Annotated in this window: 24 protein-coding genes; 5 read left to right on the forward strand and 19 right to left on the reverse strand. The window is 54.0% G+C overall.

What is annotated here, in order from left to right; all coding sequences use genetic code 11:
* Nucleotides 1-3 precede the first annotated feature (3 nt).
* Nucleotides 4-3,102: an efflux RND transporter permease subunit gene (locus A1332_RS02695; RefSeq protein ID WP_064007027.1), complete on the forward strand. Its 3,099-nt coding sequence runs from the start codon at nt 4-6 to the stop codon at nt 3,100-3,102.
* 21 nt (nt 3,103-3,123) lie between these two features.
* Here A1332_RS02695 and hypF read toward each other — a convergent pair whose 3' ends face one another.
* Together hypF and hypE are read right to left on the reverse strand one after the other, a co-directional pair.
* Nucleotides 3,124-5,436, reverse strand: coding sequence for a carbamoyltransferase HypF (hypF, locus tag A1332_RS02700; protein WP_064007028.1), 2,313 nt, complete (start codon nt 5,434-5,436; stop codon nt 3,124-3,126).
* Nucleotides 5,436-6,479: a hydrogenase expression/formation protein HypE gene (gene hypE / locus A1332_RS02705; RefSeq protein ID WP_064007029.1), complete on the reverse strand. Its 1,044-nt coding sequence runs from the start codon at nt 6,477-6,479 to the stop codon at nt 5,436-5,438. The genes hypF and hypE overlap by 1 nt, the downstream gene beginning before the upstream one ends.
* A 99-nt stretch (nt 6,480-6,578) precedes the next feature.
* Here hypE and A1332_RS02710 point away from each other — a divergent pair, with 99 nt between their 5' ends.
* The 3 genes from A1332_RS02710 (at nt 6,579) to A1332_RS02720 (ending at nt 7,650) form a co-directional block, all read left to right on the forward strand.
* The gene (locus tag A1332_RS02710) at nt 6,579-6,812 is read left to right on the forward strand and encodes an AbrB/MazE/SpoVT family DNA-binding domain-containing protein (protein WP_064007030.1); all 234 of its coding nucleotides are present in this window, start codon (nt 6,579-6,581) and stop codon (nt 6,810-6,812) included.
* On the forward strand, nt 6,799-7,215 hold the full coding sequence (locus A1332_RS02715; RefSeq protein ID WP_064007031.1) for a PIN domain-containing protein: 417 nt from the start codon (nt 6,799-6,801) through the stop codon (nt 7,213-7,215). Before A1332_RS02710 ends, A1332_RS02715 begins: the two co-directional genes overlap by 14 nt.
* Before the next feature lie 177 nt (nt 7,216-7,392).
* Complete coding sequence (locus A1332_RS02720; protein WP_064007032.1) at nt 7,393-7,650, forward strand: hypothetical protein; 258 nt, start codon at nt 7,393-7,395, stop codon at nt 7,648-7,650.
* 73 nt (nt 7,651-7,723) lie between these two features.
* Here A1332_RS02720 and hypD read toward each other — a convergent pair whose 3' ends face one another.
* The 16 genes from hypD to A1332_RS02805 form a co-directional block, all read right to left on the reverse strand.
* The gene (gene hypD / locus A1332_RS02725) at nt 7,724-8,833 is read right to left on the reverse strand and encodes a hydrogenase formation protein HypD (protein WP_064007033.1); all 1,110 of its coding nucleotides are present in this window, start codon (nt 8,831-8,833) and stop codon (nt 7,724-7,726) included.
* Entirely contained in the window at nt 8,830-9,057 is a 228-nt protein-coding gene (locus A1332_RS02730; RefSeq protein ID WP_020483413.1) for a HypC/HybG/HupF family hydrogenase formation chaperone, read from the reverse strand. The genes hypD and A1332_RS02730 overlap by 4 nt, the downstream gene beginning before the upstream one ends.
* 29 nt (nt 9,058-9,086) lie before the next feature.
* Complete coding sequence (gene hypB, locus A1332_RS02735; protein ID WP_064007034.1) at nt 9,087-9,908, reverse strand: hydrogenase nickel incorporation protein HypB; 822 nt, start codon at nt 9,906-9,908, stop codon at nt 9,087-9,089.
* Nucleotides 9,908-10,249, reverse strand: a complete 342-nt coding sequence (hypA, locus tag A1332_RS02740) for a hydrogenase maturation nickel metallochaperone HypA (RefSeq protein ID WP_064007035.1) — start codon at nt 10,247-10,249, stop codon at nt 9,908-9,910. Before hypA ends, hypB begins: the two co-directional genes overlap by 1 nt.
* 19 nt (nt 10,250-10,268) lie before the next feature.
* Entirely contained in the window at nt 10,269-11,426 is a 1,158-nt protein-coding gene (locus A1332_RS02745; RefSeq protein ID WP_064007036.1) for a hypothetical protein, read from the reverse strand.
* On the reverse strand, nt 11,427-11,888 hold the full coding sequence (gene hybE / locus A1332_RS02750) for a [NiFe]-hydrogenase assembly chaperone HybE (protein WP_064007037.1): 462 nt from the start codon (nt 11,886-11,888) through the stop codon (nt 11,427-11,429).
* A 2-nt stretch (nt 11,889-11,890) separates the two neighbouring features.
* Nucleotides 11,891-12,112 carry a rubredoxin gene (locus A1332_RS02755; RefSeq protein WP_064007038.1) on the reverse strand — a complete coding sequence of 74 codons (222 nt, stop codon included), beginning with the start codon at nt 12,110-12,112 and terminating at the stop codon, nt 11,891-11,893.
* Complete coding sequence (locus A1332_RS02760; protein WP_064007039.1) at nt 12,109-12,957, reverse strand: hydrogenase expression/formation protein; 849 nt, start codon at nt 12,955-12,957, stop codon at nt 12,109-12,111. Before A1332_RS02760 ends, A1332_RS02755 begins: the two co-directional genes overlap by 4 nt.
* A gap of 414 nt (nt 12,958-13,371) precedes the next feature.
* On the reverse strand, nt 13,372-14,334 hold the full coding sequence (locus A1332_RS02770) for a hypothetical protein (protein ID WP_064007041.1): 963 nt from the start codon (nt 14,332-14,334) through the stop codon (nt 13,372-13,374).
* Nucleotides 14,335-14,851: 517 nt separating this feature from the next.
* Complete coding sequence (locus A1332_RS02775; protein ID WP_064007042.1) at nt 14,852-15,274, reverse strand: hydrogenase; 423 nt, start codon at nt 15,272-15,274, stop codon at nt 14,852-14,854.
* A complete protein-coding gene (locus A1332_RS02780; protein WP_064007043.1) occupies nt 15,271-15,567 on the reverse strand; it encodes a HypC/HybG/HupF family hydrogenase formation chaperone in 297 nt (98 codons plus the stop codon). Before A1332_RS02780 ends, A1332_RS02775 begins: the two co-directional genes overlap by 4 nt.
* Nucleotides 15,567-16,253, reverse strand: a complete 687-nt coding sequence (locus A1332_RS02785) for a HyaD/HybD family hydrogenase maturation endopeptidase (RefSeq protein ID WP_064007044.1) — start codon at nt 16,251-16,253, stop codon at nt 15,567-15,569. Before A1332_RS02785 ends, A1332_RS02780 begins: the two co-directional genes overlap by 1 nt.
* Nucleotides 16,254-16,342: 89 nt before the next feature.
* Complete coding sequence (gene cybH / locus A1332_RS02790) at nt 16,343-17,038, reverse strand: Ni/Fe-hydrogenase, b-type cytochrome subunit (RefSeq protein WP_064007045.1); 696 nt, start codon at nt 17,036-17,038, stop codon at nt 16,343-16,345.
* Entirely contained in the window at nt 17,035-17,250 is a 216-nt protein-coding gene (locus A1332_RS02795; protein ID WP_064007046.1) for a hypothetical protein, read from the reverse strand. The genes cybH and A1332_RS02795 overlap by 4 nt, the downstream gene beginning before the upstream one ends.
* A 9-nt stretch (nt 17,251-17,259) precedes the next feature.
* Complete coding sequence (locus tag A1332_RS02800) at nt 17,260-19,056, reverse strand: nickel-dependent hydrogenase large subunit (RefSeq protein ID WP_064007047.1); 1,797 nt, start codon at nt 19,054-19,056, stop codon at nt 17,260-17,262.
* The gene (locus A1332_RS02805; RefSeq protein WP_197491375.1) at nt 19,056-20,147 is read right to left on the reverse strand and encodes a hydrogenase small subunit; all 1,092 of its coding nucleotides are present in this window, start codon (nt 20,145-20,147) and stop codon (nt 19,056-19,058) included. The genes A1332_RS02800 and A1332_RS02805 overlap by 1 nt, the downstream gene beginning before the upstream one ends.
* Nucleotides 20,148-20,701: 554 nt before the next feature.
* Between A1332_RS02805 and A1332_RS02810 the strand changes: the two genes are divergently transcribed.
* On the forward strand, nt 20,702-21,151 hold the full coding sequence (locus tag A1332_RS02810; protein WP_064007048.1) for a hypothetical protein: 450 nt from the start codon (nt 20,702-20,704) through the stop codon (nt 21,149-21,151).
* 116 nt (nt 21,152-21,267) lie between these two features.
* Here A1332_RS02810 and A1332_RS02815 read toward each other — a convergent pair whose 3' ends face one another.
* Nucleotides 21,268-21,597 (reverse strand): hypothetical protein, encoded by a 330-nt coding sequence (locus A1332_RS02815; protein WP_197491376.1) that lies wholly within the window; start codon nt 21,595-21,597, stop codon nt 21,268-21,270.
* Nucleotides 21,598-21,700: the final 103 nt, after the last annotated feature.

Below are 21,700 nucleotides of genomic sequence, written 5' to 3' on the forward strand. Positions count from 1 at the left end.
CTCATGCTCGCACTTCTGGTCCGTTTTTCCATTCGTTATTCCGGCATCGTCGTCGCCTTGGCGCTACTGCTATTCGCTTACGGAATTTACCGCCTGACCAACGCCGGCCTGGATATTTTCCCGGAGTTCTCGCCCAAACAAGTCATCATCCAAACCGAAGCGCCTGGCCTGGCTGCCGAGCAAGTGGAAGTGCTGGTTACCCAGCAAATCGAGAACAGTATCAGCGGCTTGATTGGTCTGCAAACCTTACGTTCTCAGTCTATCCAGGGCTTGTCCATCGTTACCGCGACGTTTAACGAACACAGCGATGTATATCGCAATCGGCAATTGGTCAGCGAACGCCTGAACAGTCTAGGCCAACGTTTGCCGGCCGGCGTGGGTATGCCGGTAGCGGTACCGCTATCGTCTTCGTCGGCCACGGTATTGACCATAGGTATGCATTCGGACGGTAAGACTCTGATGGAACTGCGAAGCTTGGTGGATTGGAGTTTGGTGCCACGCCTGCTGGCGGTGCCGGGCGTGGCCGATGTAAATGTATTCGGCGGCGATATTCAACAGCTGCAAGTGCAGTTGCAACCGGCGGCCTTACAGCGCTTCAATCTATCGATAGACGACATCGTCAATGCGGCAGCCGGTGCGGCGGAAATGAACGGCGCCGGCTTCATCGAAAACGCTAATCAGCGTTTTACGCTGCAAATCAGCGGCCAGCCTGCCAATCCCGAACAATTCAAACACCTGATCGTCAAACGCCAGGACGGCATGAACGTGACCTTGGGCGACGTCGCGCAGATCGGTTACGGCCCCGAGCCACCCATCGGCGCGGCACAGATTATGGGTAAGCCCGGCATAGTGATGATGGTGATCGGCCAGTACGGCGCCAATACATTGTCGGTGTCGAGACAGGTGGAAGGCGTGTTGGAGGAATTTCAGCCAATTTTCAAACAGCAGTCCGTGGATTTCTATTCTCATTTGTTCCGGCCGGCCGATTACATCGAAACCTCCGTGCATAATTTGTCCGGACATTTACTGATCGGCGGCCTGTTCGTGATGGCGGTGCTGTATGTGTTTTTATTTAATCTGCGTAGCGCCTTTATCGCCGCCACCGCTATACCTCTGTCGCTGCTGACTGCCGCGCTGGTGCTGCTGGAATCCGGCGTCAACTTAAATATCATGGTGCTGGGCGGGTTGGCGATTGCCTTGGGCGAAGTGGTGGACGACGCCATCATCGATACTGAGAACATCTTTAGACGCCTGCGCGAAAACCGTTTAAAAATCTTCCCGGATAGCGCCGAAACGGTGATTTACCACGCCTCAATGGAAGTACGCAGCTCAGTGGTTTACGCTAGTTTCATCGTCGCCTTGGTGTTCGTACCATTGCTGACGCTGGACGGTGTCAGCGGCCGACTGTTCGCACCGCTGGGCGTGTCCTATATCCTGGCAATTTTGATGTCGCTGCTGGTGGCACTAACGCTAACCCCGGCGTTGTGCCATTTGCTGTTTCGTAACAAGCTACCGGACGACAGCGATCCGCCCGTATTGCGGCGTCTTAAACCGCTATACGCCCGTCAATTGCTGTGGGCTATCAGGCACTTCAAAACCGTGGCGGCGGTAGGCGCGATTGCTTGCCTGATCGGCGTCGCCGCTTTTCTGCGTTTGGATCATAAGTTTCTGCCGGAACTCCGCGAGGGTCATTTCATCGTCCACACCGCCAGCGTGCCGGGAACATCGTTGCAGGAATCCATCCGCGTCGGCAGTTTGCTCACCGAGCAAATCATGGCTATTAACGGCGTCGAGTCGGTCTCGCAATGGGCCGGCCGCGCCGAGCGCGGCGCCGACACTTATGGCAGCCATTACAGCGAATACGAAGTGCGCTTAAAGCCATTATCCGGCCAAGAACAGCAGCAGGTGCTGGACAGCTTGCGCGATATTTTGGAACGATTCCCCGGTATCAATTTCGAAGCCAATACCTTTTTGACGGAGCGGGTAGATGAAACCATTTCCGGCTATACCGCGCCGGTGGTAGTGAATATCTACGGCAACGATCTGGCCGAACTGGACCGTAAAGCCCAACAACTTGCCGCTCTGATCAATACAATTTCCGACGCGGAAGACGTGCAACTGCGTTCGCCGCCGGCAACGGCCTTACTACAAGTCGAGTTGAATCTGGAGCAGTTAAAATTTCGCGGCATCAGCCCGGCGCAAGTGATGACAGCATTGCAAACCGCTTACGAAGGCCGCATCGTGGGCAAGCATCTGCAAGGCAACCGGATTTTCAATGTCGCGGTGGCGCTGGCGCCGGAATGGCGCAGCCAGCCGGATTATCTGGCGCAGTTGCCGTTGAAAAACAGCGAAGGCCAGCGGGTACTGCTCGGCGAAGTGGCCGAAATTCGCCACGGCGAAGGCCGTTACAACATCCTGCATCAGGGCGCGCAACGTATCCAGACCGTCACCTGCAAGGTAAAAGACCGGGACATGGATGCCTTTATGGCGGAACTGAAACAGCGGGTACAAAACGAGATGAACTGGCGCGACGGCAGTTATCCGGAATTTATCGGCGCAGCGCTGGAACAGGCCAAAGCCAGGGAGACATTGATTATCCACGCCCTGCTGGCCGGTGCCGGTGTGCTGATTTTCGTGTTTATCGCACTGGGTAGCCTGCGGCACATGCTGCTGACTTTGCTGAACCTGCCGTTTGCCTTATTGGGCGGCGTGGCAGCAGTCGTGATCACCGACGCCACACTATCGGTCGGCTCCTTCGTCGGCTTTATCACCTTGTTCGGCATCACCGTACGCAACTGCATCATGCTGATCTCCCATTACCGGCATTTGATTGAACTGGAAGGCCAGGTTTGGTCGACAGTGACGTTGATCCGCGGCGCCCAGGAACGCCTGCCGGCCATTCTGATGACAGCACTGGTCACAGCGTTAGCGATGCTGCCTATCGCCATAGGCAGCGATAATCCGGGCCGGGAAATCATGGGGCCGATGGCGGCGATCATCATCGGCGGCTTGGCTTCTTCGACCGTGTTGAATCTATTGTTGTTGCCGGCGATTTTGCAGCGCTATGGCAAGTTTGAGATAGTGTTTGAGAAACAGATTTAGTGGAAAGAATAGGCTCTTTTATTAACTTTTCGATACCCCCGCAATCACCGCCTGGCCCAGGGCCAAACCACCATCATTCATCGGATAGCGTTGCGGCGACAATACGGCTTTACCGTGCTGGCGCAATTGATTGCTAACCGCTTCCAGCAACAAGCGGTTTTGAAATACGCCACCGCTTAAAACGATACTATTCACCCCGGTTTGACCACTCAACCTATTCAGCATCTCGACGGTTGCGGCAACCAGGCTGTGATGGATGCGGGCGGCGATGCGGGGCTTGTCGGTGCCGTGTTTAAGATCGTCCAGCACCGCTAGCCATAGGCCTTGCCAACTTAACACCGACTTGTCGAGACCGCAGCCTATAGCCCAGGCTTGCGGGTAGGCTTGCTCTTCGGCAAATACCGGCGCGGCCAAAACTTCCAACGCAATGGCAGCCTGACCTTCATAATCGACCCGCTCGGCATGCAAGCCTAATGCAGCCGCTAAGGCATCGAACCAGCGACCGCAGGAGCTGCTGAGCGGCGAGTTGAGATTTTTTGCCAGCATCCTATCCAGCGTCGCCAAAGGTTTGCCGACCAACAATTGCATGATGTCCAAATCCGCATAATCGCGTGCCAAAGTTTGCCAGTCAAAATAATGCCGCAATTGCGCATAAGTATTCCGCCAAGGCTCGCGCATCGCTTGCGTACCACCCAGCATTGCGATGGGTTGAAAATGCCCCAGCCGCGTGCATCTGCGGTAATCGCCGAACAAAAACTCGCCCCCCCACCACTCGCCGTTTTCGCCCATACCCAGGCCATCGAAAATTGCCGCTAATACCGGCGGCGCATCCAAGCCCACACTGTGTTCCGCCAGGCAAGCCGCCAAATGGGCGTGATGATGCTGAACACTGACAAGTTCGATCGCCTCGGTCGCCGCCAAAGTCTTTCCATATTGGGTCGACAGATAGCCGGGATGCTCATCGACAACGATCTGATTCGGACGAAAATCGTTTAGTTTTCTGTACAAATCGATGGCTTGCCGGTAATCCTGCTGCACGACGGCATTTTCCAAATCGCCGATATGCTGGCTGACGATGGCTTGGCCGTTTTTCAGTAAGCAAAAACTATTTTTTAATTCCGCACCCATCGCCAGAATGTTGTCGGACTCAGCAAATCCAGGCGGCAATCGCAAAGCCTCCGGACTGAAGCCTCGCCCCCTCCGCAACATACGCATCTGGCCGTCCATCAAGCGCACTACCGAATCATCCAGGCGATTGACAATGTCGCGGTCATGCAATAGCCAAAAATCGGCGATGCCTGCCAGCCTATCCCGCGCTAGCGCGTTAGCAGTACACTGCGGTTCGTCGGAAATATTACCTGAGGTCAACACGATGGGGGCCTCGAGTGCTTGCATCAGAAGGGTATGTAAGGGCGTATAAGGCAGCATGAAACCGAGCTTGTCGTCATCCGGCGCGATACCGGGCGGAAGTTGATCGCCTTGCGCTGACAACAGCACAATCGGCGCAGCGCGATGCTGCAAGGCTGACAGTTCCTGAGGACCGATGGAGGCATAACGACTAACCACAGCCTCTTCCCTTGCCATCATCGCAAACGGTTTGGCATAGCGGCGCTTTCGCTGCCTGAGTCTATCGACAGCCTCAGCATTGCTCGCGTCGCAAGCAAGATGAAAGCCTCCCAGTCCTTTGATGGCGACAATATAACCTTGGCGGATCAATTCGGCGGTACGGCCAATCGGTTCATCTTTTGCCAAAGTCTGCCCTTGATGATCCTCCAGCCACAAATTCGGCCCACACACTGGGCAGCAATTTGCCTGCGCGTGAAAGCGCCGGTCGGATGGATCGTTGTATTCCTGTTGACACTGCGGACACATGGGAAACGCCGCCATGCTGGTGTTTTGGCGGTCGTAAGGCACGCTGCGTACAATCGATAAACGCGGGCCACAATGGGTGCAATTGGTGAAGGGATAGCGATAGCGGCGATTGTGCGGATCGGCTATTTCGGCCAGACAATCCGGACAAGTCGCCGCATCGGCGGCGATGGGGGTATCGATGCCATTATGATGACTAGCCACAATCGTAAATTCATCAGGCGCGATGCCCAATAATTCATCGATTTCCAAACGATCCAGGCGCGCTAAAGGTGGCAGCTGCAGGGCAATTTGTTGGACAAAGTTGCTCAGATCTTGCGCGTCACCGAAGGCATGAATCATCACCCCTTCGCCGTCGTTCCAAACCGAGCCAGTCAAACCGTGCTGCCGGGCCAAATGCCAGATCGCCGGACGAAAACCAACGCCCTGCACTATGCCGCGAACGCGGATCGCCTTGCCGGGCATCAGCAGATGCGCGGTAACTGCTCGCCGACCGGCCAATCGACGATGCGCCGCCCGCCAAAAGCCGTGGTCATTTGTACGAAGCCATGCTGGTCTGCTATGACTTCGCCGATGATAGCCGCATCCTGGCCCAGCGGATGCTGTCGCATCGCAGCCAACAAGTCGTCGGCGGCAGCGGCGTCGCAAATGCACACCAATTTACCTTCGTTGGCGACATATAAGGGATCGAGGCCGAGGATTTCGCAGGCAGCTTTGACTTCGGGTTTGACCGGGATTTTGGCTTCGTCGATCACCATCCCCACGCCAGACTGTTTAGCCAACTCGTTTAAAGCCGTCGCCAGCCCGCCGCGTGTCGGGTCGCGCAAGCAGCGTAAGGCCGCTGGTGCGGTTGCCACCAGATCGGCGACCAAACCATGCAAGGCCACTGAATCGGAAACGATAGTGGTCTGAAATTGCAGATTCTCGCGACTGGCCATGATCGCCACACCGTGATCGCCAATCGAGCCGCTAACTAAAATCGCGCAACCGGGCTCAGCTCGGTCGCCGGAGATAGTCACCCCCTCCGGCACCAGTCCCACACCGGTCGTGGTAATAAACACACCGTCGCCCTTGCCGCGTTCCACCACCTTAGTGTCGCCGGTGACAATCGGCGTACCGGCCGCCCTCGCGGCAGCGGCCATGCTGATGACGATTTTTTCCAGATCAGCCAGTGGCAAACCCTCTTCCAGGATAAAGCCTGCCGCCAGATACAAGGGTTTGGCGCCGGCCATTGCCACATCGTTCAGCGTGCCGTGCACAGCCAAGGAACCGATGTCTCCCCCCGGAAAAAACAAAGGCGAAATGACATGTCCGTCGGTGCTGATCGCCAGTCGCCCAGCCGGTACCTTGAATAAGGCCTGATCGTTATGCTGACGCAGCAGCTCGTTATCAAAATGCTTGATGAACAGCTCGTCGATCAACTGCGCCATGGAGCGACCGCCGCCACCGTGACTGAGATCGACATGACCGGATTTTAGATTTAAAGGAATTGCATAGCGCTCTGGCACGGTTTAGGTCTCGTTATGTAAACAATTTCATGTGGAAGATCTCCCTTATACGGATATACAATCTAAGTCGTTTATCCTTAAAACTTTTAGGAGGTAGTCGTGCAAATCGCCAAATGGGGTAATAGTTTAGCCGTCCGCTTGCCTGCTGCGGTGGTCGAAGCCTTGCAACTTAAGGAAGGCGACGACATCGAGATTCAGGTAACCGGTGAGCGTGCTTTCGAAATCGACAAAAAAGTCAGCAATCAAGAGCTTCTGAGCAGATTGCGTAAATTCCGCGGCCGCATGCCGGCGGATTTTAAATTTGATCGTTTGGAAGCGAATGAAAACCGCTAAAACATTCATCGATACCAATGTTTTACTGTATGTTTTTTCTGCGGACACCGACAAAGCTGATCGAGCCGAAGACATTCTGCAAACCGGCGCTTTCATCAGCGTGCAGGTACTAAATGAGTTTACGTCGGTCGCCAAACGCAAATTCAAAATGTCATACCCAGAGATCCGCGAAGCTTTGCAGGTCGTTAAAACCGTTTGCCAAATCATCCCGCTCACCTTAGAAATACACGAACAAGGCCTGGACATCGCCGAACGTTTCAGTTTTTCGATGTACGACAGCTTAATCGTTGCCGCTGCCCTGCTCGCTGGATGCACCCCATTGTATTCAGAAGATTTACAACACGGCCAGCTGATCCAAGACCAGCTTTTGATTGTCAATCCGTTTGCCGATCCAGTCGATTAAACCCTGCCGTCAATCAATTCCCTCGTAGAGTTTGCTTCGCATTTCAGGCTGTGATAGAAAACTCCCGCCGGTGATAAAAAATCATCTGCACCATCGGTAGACGCAGGATACTGCTGTAGAAAAGTATCGTGCGTCTAACGCTGAGTAAAAATAATTACAATCACGAGGAAACTTACAATGAAAACTAAAATTTTTGCACTGCTGGCGATTGCTTCTGTTGCTTTAATACCTTCTCTTTCCGCAGCTGGCGAAGCCGATACCTGTAAAGGTTGCCATAACGGTTCTGTGGCTCCGGCTGTTGACGCTTTGAAAGCCAAATTCAAAACCGCTGACGAATTGGTCGCCGGCGCAAAAGCCTCTAAAAACGAGATGATGAAACCGATGCAAGGCAATGACGCCAAACTAAAAGCCGCTGCCGCAGAAATCTATAAATAAGCCCAGTTTACTCACCCCGCTTTAAGTCGAGGTGATCCAGGTGGACACTTTATCGGTGTCCACCTTTTTACCGCTACGCTTGCCGCAGCCGACCGTAACTCCAATACGCCGCACACGCACCTTCAGACGACACCATGCACGAGCCCATCGGGTTTTCCGGCGTGCAGACCGTACCCAGCAATTTGCAATCTTGCGGTTTTTTCGCGCCGCGCAGGATGGATGGGCATTCGCAGCCTTTCACATCGCTGGCTTTGATAGCCGGCATCTGGAAGCGCTGTTCGGCATCGAACTGGGCATAAGCCGATTGCAGTTTTAACGCACTGTTCGGAATCAAACCCAAACCGCGCCATTCAAATTGCGGACGCAGCTCAAACACCTCCGCCATCAAGGCTTGGGCTTTAATGTTGCCGTCGCGCGTCACCGCCCGGCTGTATTCGTTTTCCACTTCATGCCGGCCATCGTTCAATTGCCGAATCAGCATCAAGGACGACTGCATCACATCCAGCGGCTCGAAACCGGCGATGACGATGGGTTTGGCGTAATGTTCAGAGAAGGTCTCGTAGGGTTTACTGCCGATCACGCTGCTCACATGGGAGGGCCCGAGAAAAGCGTCGATAGACACCGGCTCCGGCGCATCCAGAATGGCCTGCATCGCTGCCGGCGTTAACACATGATTACAAAACACCGAGAAATTAGTCAGCCCTTCGGCCTGTACCTGTTTAATGGCAACCGCAGTCGGCGGGGTGGTGGTTTCAAAGCCAATCGCAAAAAACACCACTTGCCGGTCCGGATTATCCCGGGCGATTTTCAAGGCGTCTTGGGTGGAATAAACCATGCGAATATCGCCGCCGGCCGCCTTGGCTTTGAGCAGACTTTGCCTGCCGCCACCCGGCACCCGCATCAGATCGGCGTAAGTGCAGAGGATTACGTCGTGCTGTTCGACCAATTGAATCGCGTTGTCGATGCGTCCCGTCGGCAGCACACACACCGGGCAGCCGGGGCCGTGAATGAACTCGACATTGCTCGGCATTAAATCCTGCACGCCATAACGAAAAATTGCATGGGTATGGCCGCCGCAAAACTCCATTAGCCGGTAATGCCGATCTGGATTAACGGTTTGGGCAATGACCTGCGCCAATTGCTTTGCTACATCATGCTGACGGAATTCGTCGATGTACTTCATGATGCGGTTAGCCCCGCTTCGGCAAACAATGCCAAGGTTTTCAGGGCTTCGTCCTCGTCGATCTTGTTCAGCGCGTACCCCACATGCACCAGCACGTAATCACCGACTTTCACATCATCCACCAAAGCCAGCGACACTTCGACCTTCACGCCGTCCACGCTGGCGGTTGCCATCTGCGTGGCAAAATCGATATCGGTAATTTGGGCAGGCAGGGCTAGGCACATAGCGGTATTAAAAGTGGCGGTAGGGTTGATTAAGCATACGCTATCCGCTGCAAAGCCATCTCGGCACGCAGCCAGGTCAGCCAGTTGTCCATGCCTTCGCCGGTTTTGGCCGATAGCGACAAGACCTTGATGCGCGGGTTAACTTGTTTCGCGTACTGGATACATTGCGCGCTATCGAAGTCCAGGTAAGGCAGCAAATCGGTTTTGTTTAAGATCATCAAATCGGCGGCATGAAACATATCCGGGTATTTGATCGGCTTGTCTTCGCCCTCGGTGACCGACAGGATCACCACTTTATGCGCTTCACCCAAGTCAAAAGCCGATGGGCACACCAAGTTACCGACGTTTTCGATAAACAGCAGGCTATGCTCGGGTAGATTCAAACTTTCCAGGCCATGACCGACCCGGTGCGCATCCAGATGACAGCCCTTGCCGGTATTGATTTGCAAGGCAGGTACGCCGGTAGCGCGAATGCGGTCGGCATCGCGAGCGGTTTGTTGGTCGCCTTCGATCACCGCGATGCTTAACTCGTCTTTCAATCGCAGAATGGTTTCGGTCAGCAGCGTGGTTTTGCCGGAACCGGGACTGGACACCAGGTTTAAAGCCAACATGCCGCGCTCACTAAAATAACGGCGGTTTTCGTCGGCATAGCGGTTATTTTTCGCCAGAATGTCCTGTTCGATCTGCACCATCCGCGCCTGAGTCAAACCCGGCGCGTGCGAGTGTTCCGCACTATGTTCGTGATGATGGTGATGTCCATGGTCATGGCTGTGCTCATGAGCATGCTCGTGATCGTGTGGTTCGTCGTGCGAGTGGATATGGCCCTCGCCGCAGCCGCATACGCCGCACATTACTCTACCTCCAATTCTTTAATTCGCATTTGATCGCCATCGACGATCTGTAATTGATGACTGCCGCAGTGCGGGCACTCGTCGTATAACTGTTGCACCAACACCTCACAGCCGCAGGGCATGCACCAAGCCAGGCCCGGCACTTCGATAATCTCCAGCTTGGCCTGATCAGCCAGCGAGCCTTGCATCACCACTTCAAAACTAAAATGCATCGCATCCGCCTCCACGCCGGACAAGGCGCCAATCTCCAGCCACACGGTTTTGACTTTGGCGAATTGCTGGGCCTTGGCCTGTTGTTCGATGATCTGTAACACGCTCTCGCAGAGCGACATTTCGTGCATGATGATTGCTCTGATAAATTCAATTTTCCGGGACTAACGCCAGCCGGTATTGCACACAGGGATCGACAGCGTTGATCAGCCATTCCGCCCGCTGCCGCAAGCCATCCGCATCGGCGGCCTGCAAAGACTTTAAACCTTGGGCCAGCACGCCATCGGGGTGAAAATTCCATTCGGTCGGTGCCACTATGCGGTAATCGTACACCCTGCCCTGGCGCAAGGCCAGGCGATGGATCAATAAGCCCCGCGCGGCTTGCACTTGCGCCAGACCGATGCCATCGGCGGCATAGGCCGACATCGTTCCAAGCGATGGTTTTAATCCGTGCGGGATAGCAGCCACTTCCAATAACACGGCAACAAATCGCGGTAGCAAACCATTGCCGTAGCGGCTATGCAAATCCGCGAGCAAAGGCCCGCTTTGCTGACGACTCAATGGCGTCGATTCGCAACACTGCCCCTGCCACTGCGGCATCCGGCAAAACGCCGATAGATCCGTGTTTTGCATCTGCCTGTTCAGTTCAGCCGGGCCCAAGCTCGGCAAACCCGCCACATGGCTATTCCCCAGAGCCTGCCACTTTCGTTGGTACAGCGTGTTCAACAGTTGTGCCGCCAACGCCATGTTGCCATCCAGCCAGTCTTGCAATTGCCCTTCGTCAGTCAGAGCCAGAAAGCGATTTTGCCCGCCAGCAAAAATGGCTCGATCAATCAAGCCCGTCAACTCATCCAGTAAGCCTTGCAGACGCACGGCGTCAATCTGCAAACGACTATCCAGCTTAAACGCCTCGGTGTCACCGAACAGGCAGGATTTGAACTGTCTATCCAGCTTCAATAACCCGGCAACGGTATCTTTATCTGCCGCCCCGCCCAGCAAGCCCGGCCAATCCAGCAATATTCGCCAGGCATGTTCACGCACGGTTTCCAGTTGCACCAAACATTCCCTGGCCGCGTCGGCTTCCGGCTCGGCAGGAATCCCCATCGCAGCGCGGCAAGCCTGTAAAGCCGCGTAAGCCTGGGCATTACCGCATAAGGAAAACAACAGCGGCACCATGCTCAACACCTGCTCCGGCATTTTGCCGATCAACACCCGCGCCGCTTCGGGCCGGGTCGAGCCTATTTTCACCGCACCGACCTGGCCGGCTTGATGCGTCAGCTCGATATGAATCTCGCCAGCCGGCGTCACTTAAGGTCTTGCCAGATTGCCGCGCAGCAAATCACGGCGACTGATCGCTCGCGGCGCGGGAGCGGCTAGCAAAGCGTGCAAAGCACTTTCCGCCGCAGCCACGGCCGCCGCCTGATCGGCAAATTGAAACATCGGCGAAAATAGCGAACATTGCGCGTAGCGCCCCAATTGCCCTTCGTCAGCGACAACAAATTCGAAACTGCCGTACGGAAAAGCCTGGTCAAACTTGGTTCCTGGCGCTTGCGTTGGCCACTGACTATCCAGGCCAGGCAGCAGTAATACGTTCATAAACCAAGGCGTAATCAATACGCCCACCCAATCGGCGTTGTATCGGTTAAATCCCAGGGCTCGTACCGCCAATGCCGAATTCAGCACCGGCATGTCGCGCATCCTTGTGGTCAGGATATTGTTAAACACGGCTTCCAGCGTTTGCCGAATCTGCTCACCATCCTGCCAGTACATACTTAGTCGTCCAGCACCAAAAAGCCCTGCTTCGACGCGCCGCATTGGGGGCAACTCCAATGGTCGGGCAAATCGACAAAGGCAGTGCCGGGCGGCACTTGCCAAACGGTATCGCCCTCAGCCGGATCGTAGACATGCCAGCAAATCTTGCATTCCAGCTTGGCCTCGGCAGGCAAGCGCGAAGCATCGCCGCCGTATGCCCCGGCAAAAAAGCCTTCGCTCACAAATACACCTGCAAAATTTCCTGCAAACGCTGGTGGCTGTCGGCAATGTCTTCCGCCGACGCGCACGCCACATTCGGTACCTCGCTGACTTCCAGCGTATTCAGAATCAACGTGTCCTGAGAATTAAAATATCGCACCCACCAGACATTACGGGTCGCCGTGGCGTCGATCCGGCAGTTACCGTAACCGCGCGACAAAATCGTCACCGCGCCCCTGCCCAAGCGCTGTTCCAGAAACGCCAAATCTTGCTCGGTTTGCGGCAGCAAACTCAGGTTGATGATATGCGCTTCGGCGCCGGGTTGATACTCGGCGATCTTGGCATTCAATTCCGCCAGCAGTGGTGGCGCGTTCATTACCCCGTCCGGCAATGCGCTCATGTCGGCGTCGATTTGAACGGCGGCATCGGCGAATGCGGTTTGCAAGATGACTTGCGGGATGATGCCGACTTCCAAAGTATCGGTGACGATCTGTTTTTGCCCGTCCAGACGCTGCGAGCGCCAGACGCCAGCCAACACCGATTCCTGAATCCGCACTGTTTGCGCACCGCCACACAGCATGCTGACTTCGCCTTCGCCGAGCAGTTCGTCCACGAACTGGCGATTGGTTTGGTCCAGAGTTATCAAATCTATGGTTTGGCTGTTTGCCGGGTACGTTGCCAAATCCTGTTCCAGTTGCTGCAACACGGTTTTGGCCTGTGCCAGATCAGCCGCGTTCAAGTCCACCGAAATCGTCGGCATCCGATAGGTGGCCATTTCTTCCGGCATCGCCAGATAGTCGAGTTCGACGCCGTCTTCCTCGGCGGGTTGGCTGCCTTGGCCGAAAATAGGGAGAGATATGCTGGTCATGTTTTGGTTGTTTGCTGAATTAAGAGGTGTTTGTTTTATTTGGTGTCGCTATCGCGAGGCTGGTTTTGCATGTCGGGTCTCGGCCCGACAGCCGAAATACTTTCTTTTGCGTGGCCAAAAGAAAGTATTCAAAGAAAAGGCCACCCGGAATTACGCGTTAATCCTGCGCTTCTCACTTTTGGCGAGGGTTTTCGGAAGGGCCATCCCTGGCCCTCCGAAAACGAGCGGCATCCCTGCCGCTCCCCTATTGGGCTAATCTCGCCAAAAGCTGCGATGCTCGGGGCGGAATAACGGGAGAAAACCGTCCCAAAATTTAAAATGAATCTCGAAAACTGAAGGGGGCCAGCTTTTTCGTGCCCACGAGGGAAAACGAGCCTAGGTCAATGGTGGGCAAAATTGACCACCATACTCGGTTCATTTACTTGTGATCCACGCTCCAGCGCAAATGCCGATAACGCCTAATATCAAGATCATGGCGGAAACAATATAAGCTCTGGAAATAGCCTGACGCCGATTTATAAAATCTTGAGAGCTTTCTTTCATTAGATCTTGCAATCGCTGCATCCTTTGCTGCCCTGTTTGTAGGGTAGATATTTCTTCGGCTAATTTTCTTGAAATGATATTTCCCAAAGTTGGCGCACCGGCATACTCCGCATAAGCATCTGCAATACCCTCAACTACATGAGCATTCTCTTTTGAAAGCGGCAAAGCTAGGGACAGTCCACCTGGTTCCATTTTATGAAATACTCGTAACCAACGAGGAAGCCGAGTCTGATAAAACTCATTATTCCTCGTTCCAATCTTCAAAAAGAACACCTCATTTCCTTTTATTGTTACAGTCTGGAGAAAAATTTCATTCACTTCACTCCAAGGGATGAAGCCAAACCGAAAATGCGCTAGGCCACGTATATCCAAGCTAATAACCGGTCGGCCAATCAGTCGTTTTCCAGACACAATCAATGCGATACTAAATACTATGCCGCCAGACAAAAAACTTGATCCAACGAGCCAATTTGTTACCGGTAAATCGATGAGTAAATAAGCGCCAAAATAGATCGCCCCGAAGCTCAAGATCAACATAAATGCTAAGAATACAAATTGAGTCGGTTTCGCATAGAATTCGACGGGTTGCTTGTAATTTAACTCTGCCTTGATTCTTGCATCTACACGTCGCTGCAATTCGAGTTCTTCGTCTTGAATGCGTTTCTTATCCCAACGAAATAACAACACCAAAGCAGCAACGACCAATATGGCAAGAACACCATAGATGACACTAGCGTTAGTATTAGCTTCGTCCGTTGATTTCGCCAATAAAGCCAGAATAATCATGCCGGCCAATGTTGCTAGGATTACCAGAAATTGAATAACTGATTTCATTGGTTCTTTTGAGTGCTTAGGATGGGGAGAGCAAAGCGATACCCAGCAATATAGGCCAAAACTGGGTTTACACTACCATTTCAACCCGCCTACGAAAAAACCTTTGCTACACGCAATAACCGTTGGAGTGGACTGTCCCCGTTATTCCGCCCCGAGCATCGGAGCTTTTGGCGAGATTAGCCCGCAGGGGAGCGGGCAGGGATGCCGCTCGTTTTCGGAGGGGCTGGGAAGCCCCTTCCGAAAACCCTCGCCAAAAGCGAGAAGCGCAGGAAATTGGCGGAATACCGGGTGGCCTTTTCTTTGGATACTTTCTTTTGGCCAAGCAAAAGAAAGTATCTCGGCTGTCAGGCCGAGACCCGACTTTAAATCAGCCGTCGCGATAGCGACACCAAATTGTTAAAGAGCTGATGAGAATTTAATCCTCGACCATGAAGCACGCTAGCCATAAACAGACTTTGGGCTTCGAAATGTTGGGTTACGCTCTTATCGAGCTAACCCAACCTACACGTTTTGAAAGCTAAGCATGCCCAACACCACAAACTTTCGCAAGATCAAACCCCGGCGGCTGCCCCGGCTCGGCGGCTAAAATCCTGGCAAATTCCTGCCCGTATTCCGCCCAGTCCTTGATCCCGGTAATCACGCCAAGATACTCACCGCCGCGCAAAAACACCAGGGACGGCCAACTGGTGAAGCGAAATCTGGCTTGCAACTCCCGTTCGATGGATTTATCAATGAGCGCACCCTGTAAGCGCCCTGCAAAAGCTTTCAACAACTCCGGCAAAATCACTGCGACGTCGTGGCTTTCCGGAAACATCAGCGGATCGTTGGCAAAGAACAGTACAACTGTGTCATGGCCGTGTACGAACAAATCGTAAGCGTCGGCATCCAGCAGCGGCAGGCCGTGACGGGTTTGCAGTTGTTCCAGTAAAGCTGTACTCATGTTCTTAAAAACTCCGGCAATTCGGGTTCGCGGTCGACCAGATCTGCAAATAAATGATCGAAGTTGGTTTCGCCTTGCATGGCTAAGCGCATGGCTTCCAAGGCATCGGCAATTTGCGCGGCGCGTTCTGCGGAGATGACTTCCCGCGCCGCATCCAAAAACACCAGCAACCAGGTGCCGGCGGCTTGTTCGCCGACCAACATCATGTCGATCAGGGTGGCTTGGCCGCGATACTCGCACAGAGCGGCATTGCCACGCGGCTCGATGACTTGCATCGGGATGCCGATGCACATCAGTATTTGCCCCGATAATCGACATCGACTTGCAAACTGGGCAGGTCGGAAGCGGGGGGCGGTTTCACTTCGAATGCAGCGGATAATACGATGCGTTCGTCACCCAAGCGGCAGGCTTGGTCGGGCGAGGGGCGTTCTTGTTCGTAGCGTTGGATATTCATGATTGGATCGGCTAACTCGCCAGTCAGATCCACACACTCCGCACTCACGCCAAAGTCTTGTAGATACGCTAAAGCCATATCGATAGCCGGTTGAATCTGTGCCTTGATGGCGGGCCGCAGACTGCCGCCGTAATCTTCCAGTTCTTCCGGCTGTACGCCAATTAGCAAAAGATGCTGCGGGTATTGACCCAGCATCTGCGCCAACGCCAATACTTCCTGAAAGCCGGTTTGATGCAGACTCATTTTCTTGGCACCCAGAAAATTGGGTACCTCGTCGTTTTCCACGCGCTTGATAGTGGCCGGCGGTAGACCGTAATCGACCGCATCGAACACCACCAATACATCCGCCGCCTGCACATGCTCGATCAGATACACGCCTTGCGTCCCGCCGTCCACCACCTGCACGTTATCCGGGAAACGGTAGTGCTTTTGCAGATGCTCGACCACACGCACGCCAAAGCCTTCGTCGGCCCACAAAAGGTTGCCGATGCCGAGTAGTAGGATGTTGGATGGAGTATTTGTCATGACCCGCTTAGACAAACGTAGCTTGGGCACAGTCAAGTGCCCACCGTTCGGTTCCGCGTGGGCACCAAAACCGTGCCCACCCTACAAACTTAATGCGCATCGTCCACCGGCTTGTCGTCCTTAAAAGTGCGCCAACCATTCACTATGGTGGACAGCATGCTTTGCCCGGACAATTTGTCTTCGCGCACCGCGACATAGATATGAATCAGCACGAAGCAGACGATGAACCACATCACCAGGTGATGCCAGGTATGCACGGTTTGGCTATCGCCGAACAGCGGTAGCAGCCAACTGCTGAACAACGTGTATTGCCAACTACCCTGCCCCTCGCCTTCGCCATACAAGGCAAAACCGGTGAGGATCATGAAAAGAGAGCCCCACACCAACACGAAATGCATTGCCAAAATGGCCAGAGGGTTGTGGCCGATATAGTGGCGCGGTGACTTGGTCAAAAACGCGTACCACAACACTTCTTGCAGGACACCGTCCCAGAAATGCGCTTGCCAGAGCGGTGGCAGAAAAATTTGCCGAGCATGCTCATTACCGGCAAACGCCCAGTACAAGCGCCCCAGTAAGCCAATCACCAATACATAGCCCGCGGCAAAATGCGCAAAGCGGATATAGCCCATCAGATAATGCTCGCTCGCTTCGCCAACAGGTGAAGGCAGCGGCGATGCGATCAAATAACCGCTGATCGCCAACACCGTAATCGCCAGTGCATTGAGGGCATGCCAGAGCCTGACCGGCAGTTCGTAAACATAAACCGGTGCCAGCGGCGCGCTCATAAAGGTCTCCGCCGCCGGCTAGCCCAGCAGACCGCTACCACAGCCAGTACCAGCAGCAACAGGCTTCCACCCATGGCGTAAGGCATAGATAGGCCTTGCAGCAAAAACATATGTTCGAGGGCGTGCGTTAGGCTGTCGATACCGGGATGACTGTGCGCATGGGCATTGCCGGCCAGCACCAGCAGAAACAGAATCGAAAACAAATTTTTCATGGCTATTCCTTATCTGACTTGGACGCGGGTTAATTCGGTACCGTCGGGGCTGATCACATGCGTCGAGCAGGCCAGACACGGATCGAAACTATGCAGCGTGCGCAAAATTTCCACTGGTTCGTCCGGCACCTCGACTTTGGTGTTCATCAACGAAGCCTCGAAGGCGCCGATATTGCCTTGCTCGTCACGCGGCGAACCGTTCCAGGTGGTTGGCACCACACATTGGTAGTTGGCGATTTTGGTGTCTTCGATCTTCAGCCAATGACCCAAAGCTCCGCGCGGCGCTTCGGTAAAGCCAACGCCTTTGACGCTGCTCGGCCAAGTTTCCGGATCCCAGCGCTCGACGTTGGCGGTGCTGAGATCGCCGGCTTTGAGATTGGTCATCAGCTTGTCCATGAAATACCGCATCTTGCCGGCGGCCCATTGCGCTTCCAGGCCGCGCGCGGCGGTTCTGCCCAAAGTCGAGAACAAGGCGATGACCGGTACATCCAGGGTTTTCAGCACAAAATTGATCTGCTCGGTAATCTCTTTGTTGCCTTGCGCATAACCAATCACATAGCGCGCCAGAGGCCCAACTTCCATCGCATGGCCGCGCCAGCGCGGGGCTTTGATCCAGGAATATTTGGCGCTTTCGTCCAGTTCCTGAATGTTGGTGCGGTCGCCCTTGGTTTTAGCGCCGATTTTGTAGTTCGGTTCGGTGATGCCGTCCCAAGGATGCAATCCCAACGCCTCGTCAGGATATTTGTACCAGGAGTGCGGCACGTATTCCTTGATTTGCTCGGGGTCGGTCAGATCGACTTCGTGGACTTTAGTCAGGTCGCCATTAATGATCGCACCACGCGGCATCAACAGATTGGCCGCCGAATAGTCGTTGGCCTTGTCCGGGATGTCGCCGTAAGACAGCATGCTGGCGCCGGACAAACCGCCACCATACAGCCAGCCTTTGTAGAACTGGGCGATGGCCAGCAGATCAGGAATGTAAACCTGGTCGATAAAGGTAATGGTGCGGTCGATGATCGAAGAAATCAGGTTCAAACGCTCCATGTTCACCGCGCCAACCGCACCGACGCCATCCAGATTGATCGCGCACGGCACGCCGCCGACCAGCCAGTTCGGATGCGGGTCTTTGCCGCCGAAGATGGTACGGATTTTCATGATGTCTTTTTGAAAATCCAGTGCTTCCAGGTAATGGGTCACGGCCAGCAAATCGGCTTCCGGCGGCAATAGATAAGCCGGGTTGGTCCAATAGCCGTTCTTGAATGGGCCAAGCTGGCCGGATTCGACAAATTTTTTCAGCCGGTTTTGCGTATCGCGGAAATAGCCCGGTGAGGATTTGGGGTTGCTTGGCGAAATCTGTTGTTGCAAGGCTGAGGTCGCCACCGGATCGGCCTTCAAGGCATTGACCGGATTGACCCAATCCAAGGCATGCAAGTGATAGAAATGCACCAAGTGATCGTGCGCTTGCAAACTAAGCTGCATGATATTGCGGATCGAGTTGGCGTTTTCCGGGATCTTGATTTTCAAGGCATTTTCGACCGCACGCACCGAGGTTAGTGCGTGGGTGCCGGTGCAAACGCCACAGATACGTTGCACAAAGGCCCAGGCATCGCGTGGATCGCGGCCTTTTAAAATCACTTCCAGCCCGCGCCACATGGTGCCGCTGGAGATGGCGTTACGGATGATGTTGTCGTCGTCGATATTGACTTCGCAGCGCATGTGGCCTTCGATGCGGGTAACCGGATCAACCACAACACGGCGGCCGGCGTCGTTCAAATTAAAACCGTTGGGTGTGTTTCGGACTGTCATTATTGCTGCGCTCCTGGTTGTTTATCCCCGGCTTGTTTGGCGCGACTCAAGGCCGTCAAACCAGCATGCGCGGCAACGCCGGCACCTACTATCGCGGCGGCGGTGCCACCCACGACATCAGCATTGGCTTCGATACCAAATTGGTTAATACCGGTGAGGCGATCGTAAAAACTGCCTTTATCCCAGAAACCGTCTTCGGAACAGCCGATACAGCCATGACCGGATTGAATCGGAAACGAGGTGCCTTCGTTCCATTTGACCGTGGAGCAGGCGTTATAGGTGGTTGGCCCTTTGCAACCCATTTTGTAAAGACAATGGCCCTGGCGCGCGGCTTCATCGTCCCATTGTTCGACGAACTGGCCGGCATCAAAATGTGGCCGTCTATAGCATTTGTCGTGAATGCGCTGGCTGTAGAACATTTGTGGCCGACCCTGTTTATCCAGAGTGGGCAGCTTGTCGAAAGTCAATAAATACGCCACTACCGCTGTCATCACTTCGGCAATCGGCGGACAGCCAGGGACTTTGATGATGGGCTTGTCTGCCAAGCCCGGCACTTTGTGTACGGGTGTGGCGCGAGTTGGATTGGGTTTGGCGGCTTGTACGCAACCCCAGGAGGCGCAAGAGCCCCAAGAGATGATGGCTTTACAGCTTTCTGCGGCGTATTTGAGTTGCTCGACGAAGGGCTTGCCGCCGATGATGCAATACATACCGTCTTCGGCCAGCGGCGGATTGCCTTCCACGGCCAGGATGTAATTGCCTTTGTATTTTTCGACAATCTCGGTGACGATGGCTTCGGCGTTATGACCGGCGGCAGCCATGATGGTGTCGTCGTAATCCAGCGATAGCATGGATAAAATCACGTCTTTAGCCAAGGGATGGCCGGAGCGGATGAAGGACTCCGAGCAGCAAGTGCACTCCAATCCATGCAACCATAGCACTGGGATGCGGGGTTTGGTTTCCATCGCATGGGCGATTTTCGGTGCGAAAGCCGGGCTCAAGCCGAGCGAGGCAGCAGTCAAACTGCAAAACTTCAGAAAACTGCGGCGGGTGATGCCTTGCCTGCGCATCACATCATAAAAGGTTTCGATCATGGATACTCCAGTCGTCGTTATAGCTAATCAAAGTGACTGGCTTGACGACACCGCGCGATGTTAGGCGCTGATTGTTGTGATCCAGTAGCTTTAATAGCAGGTTTTCAAAGCCGCCCCCGCAGCTAAGCTGACCAGTAAATCTCCGGACAGTTGAAAACCTTTGATTGTTATTATTTGAGTTGCAGCACCAATCACGTTTAGCTACCGGCGTTGTCCCGCCTTGCCAGAGCAACATCCATGCCGGCCATAGGGCAATGCTAAAACCTTTGCAATCGTGGGACTATTAGTGTTTAACGCGGCTTCGTCTCTGTCTGCAAACCAACAATCTCAACAAAACCTTACAAAGATTGCCGGAAATACGACATAAACCTATAACGGGTAATGGCTGCCGGAAAACCTGCCCATACTTGGTTGACAGGTCTGCGGAGGGACGGCTACATTGACCAACCCGATCCGTCTCAGCCAATGGAGCGGATTTAACTCAGAATAATTCTTACAGAGATCGGCGAGAATCCGCTAAGCCGACCCACTACCGCATCGCCAGGAGAGCCCTTATGAACCGCATTATCACGATCATATTCTTGATTGCATTTAACAGCACCGCTTGGGCGGATTGGGATCCGGAAATGGAGGCACAAGAACAAGCACAGCGCGAGGCCGCGCAACGCGCCGAACAAGCCAGAAACCGCGAGGCGCAAAAAATGGTCGACGAGGCCAATGCCAAAGCCAATCGGGAGATGCTGGACAGCAAGCGCAAAAACCTGGGTGCGGCAGCCAAAGGCAAATCGGATGCTGAAGTGAATCGTTTGTACGACGCCAAGATCAAACAAACTACGGAAGAGGCTAATCGCTTGGTTCAGGAAGCTCGCAGTGCGCTTAGTCAAGGCCAAGGCGCAGCGGCGGTAAAACAAGTAACCGGTAAAAGCCTGCGAGAATTGGAAAATATGTCCGACGAGGAAGCCGAAGCACTATCGCGGGAATTGGAAAAGAAATACGGGCAATGATCAATACTGCCCAATACCCTTGCTATACGGAAAAATCAAAAAGGCAAACTTGAATCAAGCTGGATATTAAGTCCAATCCAGTTCATGCTCTAGGCCAACGAAGCGCTGGCGCTTGCTTACTCGCTGTCTATTTCTTGTTCCAGCAAAGTCCGCAGGCCGGCCGGCATTTCCAGGGTTTCCGGATCCCAGCCTTCCAGCTCCAGCACATCTTTCAGGCATTCTTCCATGATCAAATGGGCTTTCTGGGTGGCATCGGCGATGCGCTGGTGTACCCTGGTTTGCACCTCGCTGCCGCTGCGCTCTGAACAATTGGCTTGGTAATCGAACAACTTACGCAAACTATCGATTTGTCCGCCAACCTGCGACGGGCAGGAACACATATACAAAATACCCTGAACGTTGATACGTTTGAGTTGCTGAATGCTAAATTGGGTTTCCAGTTTCATGATGCGAGCTCTCGATTTTCTCGTTTATTATAATTATCGGGTTGGCGCCAACCCTGGCTCTATTCTTTTCGGCCAAATATTTCACTAAGCTTCGGCCGGCGGC

This window comes from Methylomonas methanica (genome assembly GCF_001644035.1).
GTDB lineage: Bacteria > Pseudomonadota > Gammaproteobacteria > Methylococcales > Methylomonadaceae > Methylomonas > Methylomonas methanica_A.

Coding starts and splice junctions, on each gene's coding strand:
- A1332_RS02695 (WP_064007027.1), top strand. CDS start 4: ATGCTCGCACTTCTGGTCCGTTTTTCCATTCGTTATTCCGGCATCGTC.
- hypF (WP_064007028.1), bottom strand. CDS start 5,436: ATGCCCGGCAAGGCGATCCGCGTTCGCGGCATAGTGCAGGGCGTTGGT.
- A1332_RS02715 (WP_064007031.1), top strand. CDS start 6,799: ATGAAAACCGCTAAAACATTCATCGATACCAATGTTTTACTGTATGTT.
- A1332_RS02720 (WP_064007032.1), top strand. CDS start 7,393: ATGAAAACTAAAATTTTTGCACTGCTGGCGATTGCTTCTGTTGCTTTA.
- hypD (WP_064007033.1), bottom strand. CDS start 8,833: ATGAAGTACATCGACGAATTCCGTCAGCATGATGTAGCAAAGCAATTG.
- A1332_RS02730 (WP_020483413.1), bottom strand. CDS start 9,057: ATGTGCCTAGCCCTGCCTGCCCAAATTACCGATATCGATTTTGCCACG.
- hypB (WP_064007034.1), bottom strand. CDS start 9,908: ATGTGCGGCGTATGCGGCTGCGGCGAGGGCCATATCCACTCGCACGAC.
- hypA (WP_064007035.1), bottom strand. CDS start 10,249: ATGCACGAAATGTCGCTCTGCGAGAGCGTGTTACAGATCATCGAACAA.
- hybE (WP_064007037.1), bottom strand. CDS start 11,888: ATGTACTGGCAGGATGGTGAGCAGATTCGGCAAACGCTGGAAGCCGTG.
- A1332_RS02760 (WP_064007039.1), bottom strand. CDS start 12,957: ATGACCAGCATATCTCTCCCTATTTTCGGCCAAGGCAGCCAACCCGCC.
- A1332_RS02770 (WP_064007041.1), bottom strand. CDS start 14,334: ATGAAATCAGTTATTCAATTTCTGGTAATCCTAGCAACATTGGCCGGC.
- A1332_RS02775 (WP_064007042.1), bottom strand. CDS start 15,274: ATGAGTACAGCTTTACTGGAACAACTGCAAACCCGTCACGGCCTGCCG.
- A1332_RS02780 (WP_064007043.1), bottom strand. CDS start 15,567: ATGTGCATCGGCATCCCGATGCAAGTCATCGAGCCGCGTGGCAATGCC.
- A1332_RS02785 (WP_064007044.1), bottom strand. CDS start 16,253: ATGACAAATACTCCATCCAACATCCTACTACTCGGCATCGGCAACCTT.
- cybH (WP_064007045.1), bottom strand. CDS start 17,038: ATGAGCGCGCCGCTGGCACCGGTTTATGTTTACGAACTGCCGGTCAGG.
- A1332_RS02795 (WP_064007046.1), bottom strand. CDS start 17,250: ATGAAAAATTTGTTTTCGATTCTGTTTCTGCTGGTGCTGGCCGGCAAT.
- A1332_RS02800 (WP_064007047.1), bottom strand. CDS start 19,056: ATGACAGTCCGAAACACACCCAACGGTTTTAATTTGAACGACGCCGGC.
- A1332_RS02805 (WP_197491375.1), bottom strand. CDS start 20,147: ATGATCGAAACCTTTTATGATGTGATGCGCAGGCAAGGCATCACCCGC.
- A1332_RS02810 (WP_064007048.1), top strand. CDS start 20,702: ATGAACCGCATTATCACGATCATATTCTTGATTGCATTTAACAGCACC.
- A1332_RS02815 (WP_197491376.1), bottom strand. CDS start 21,597: ATGAAACTGGAAACCCAATTTAGCATTCAGCAACTCAAACGTATCAAC.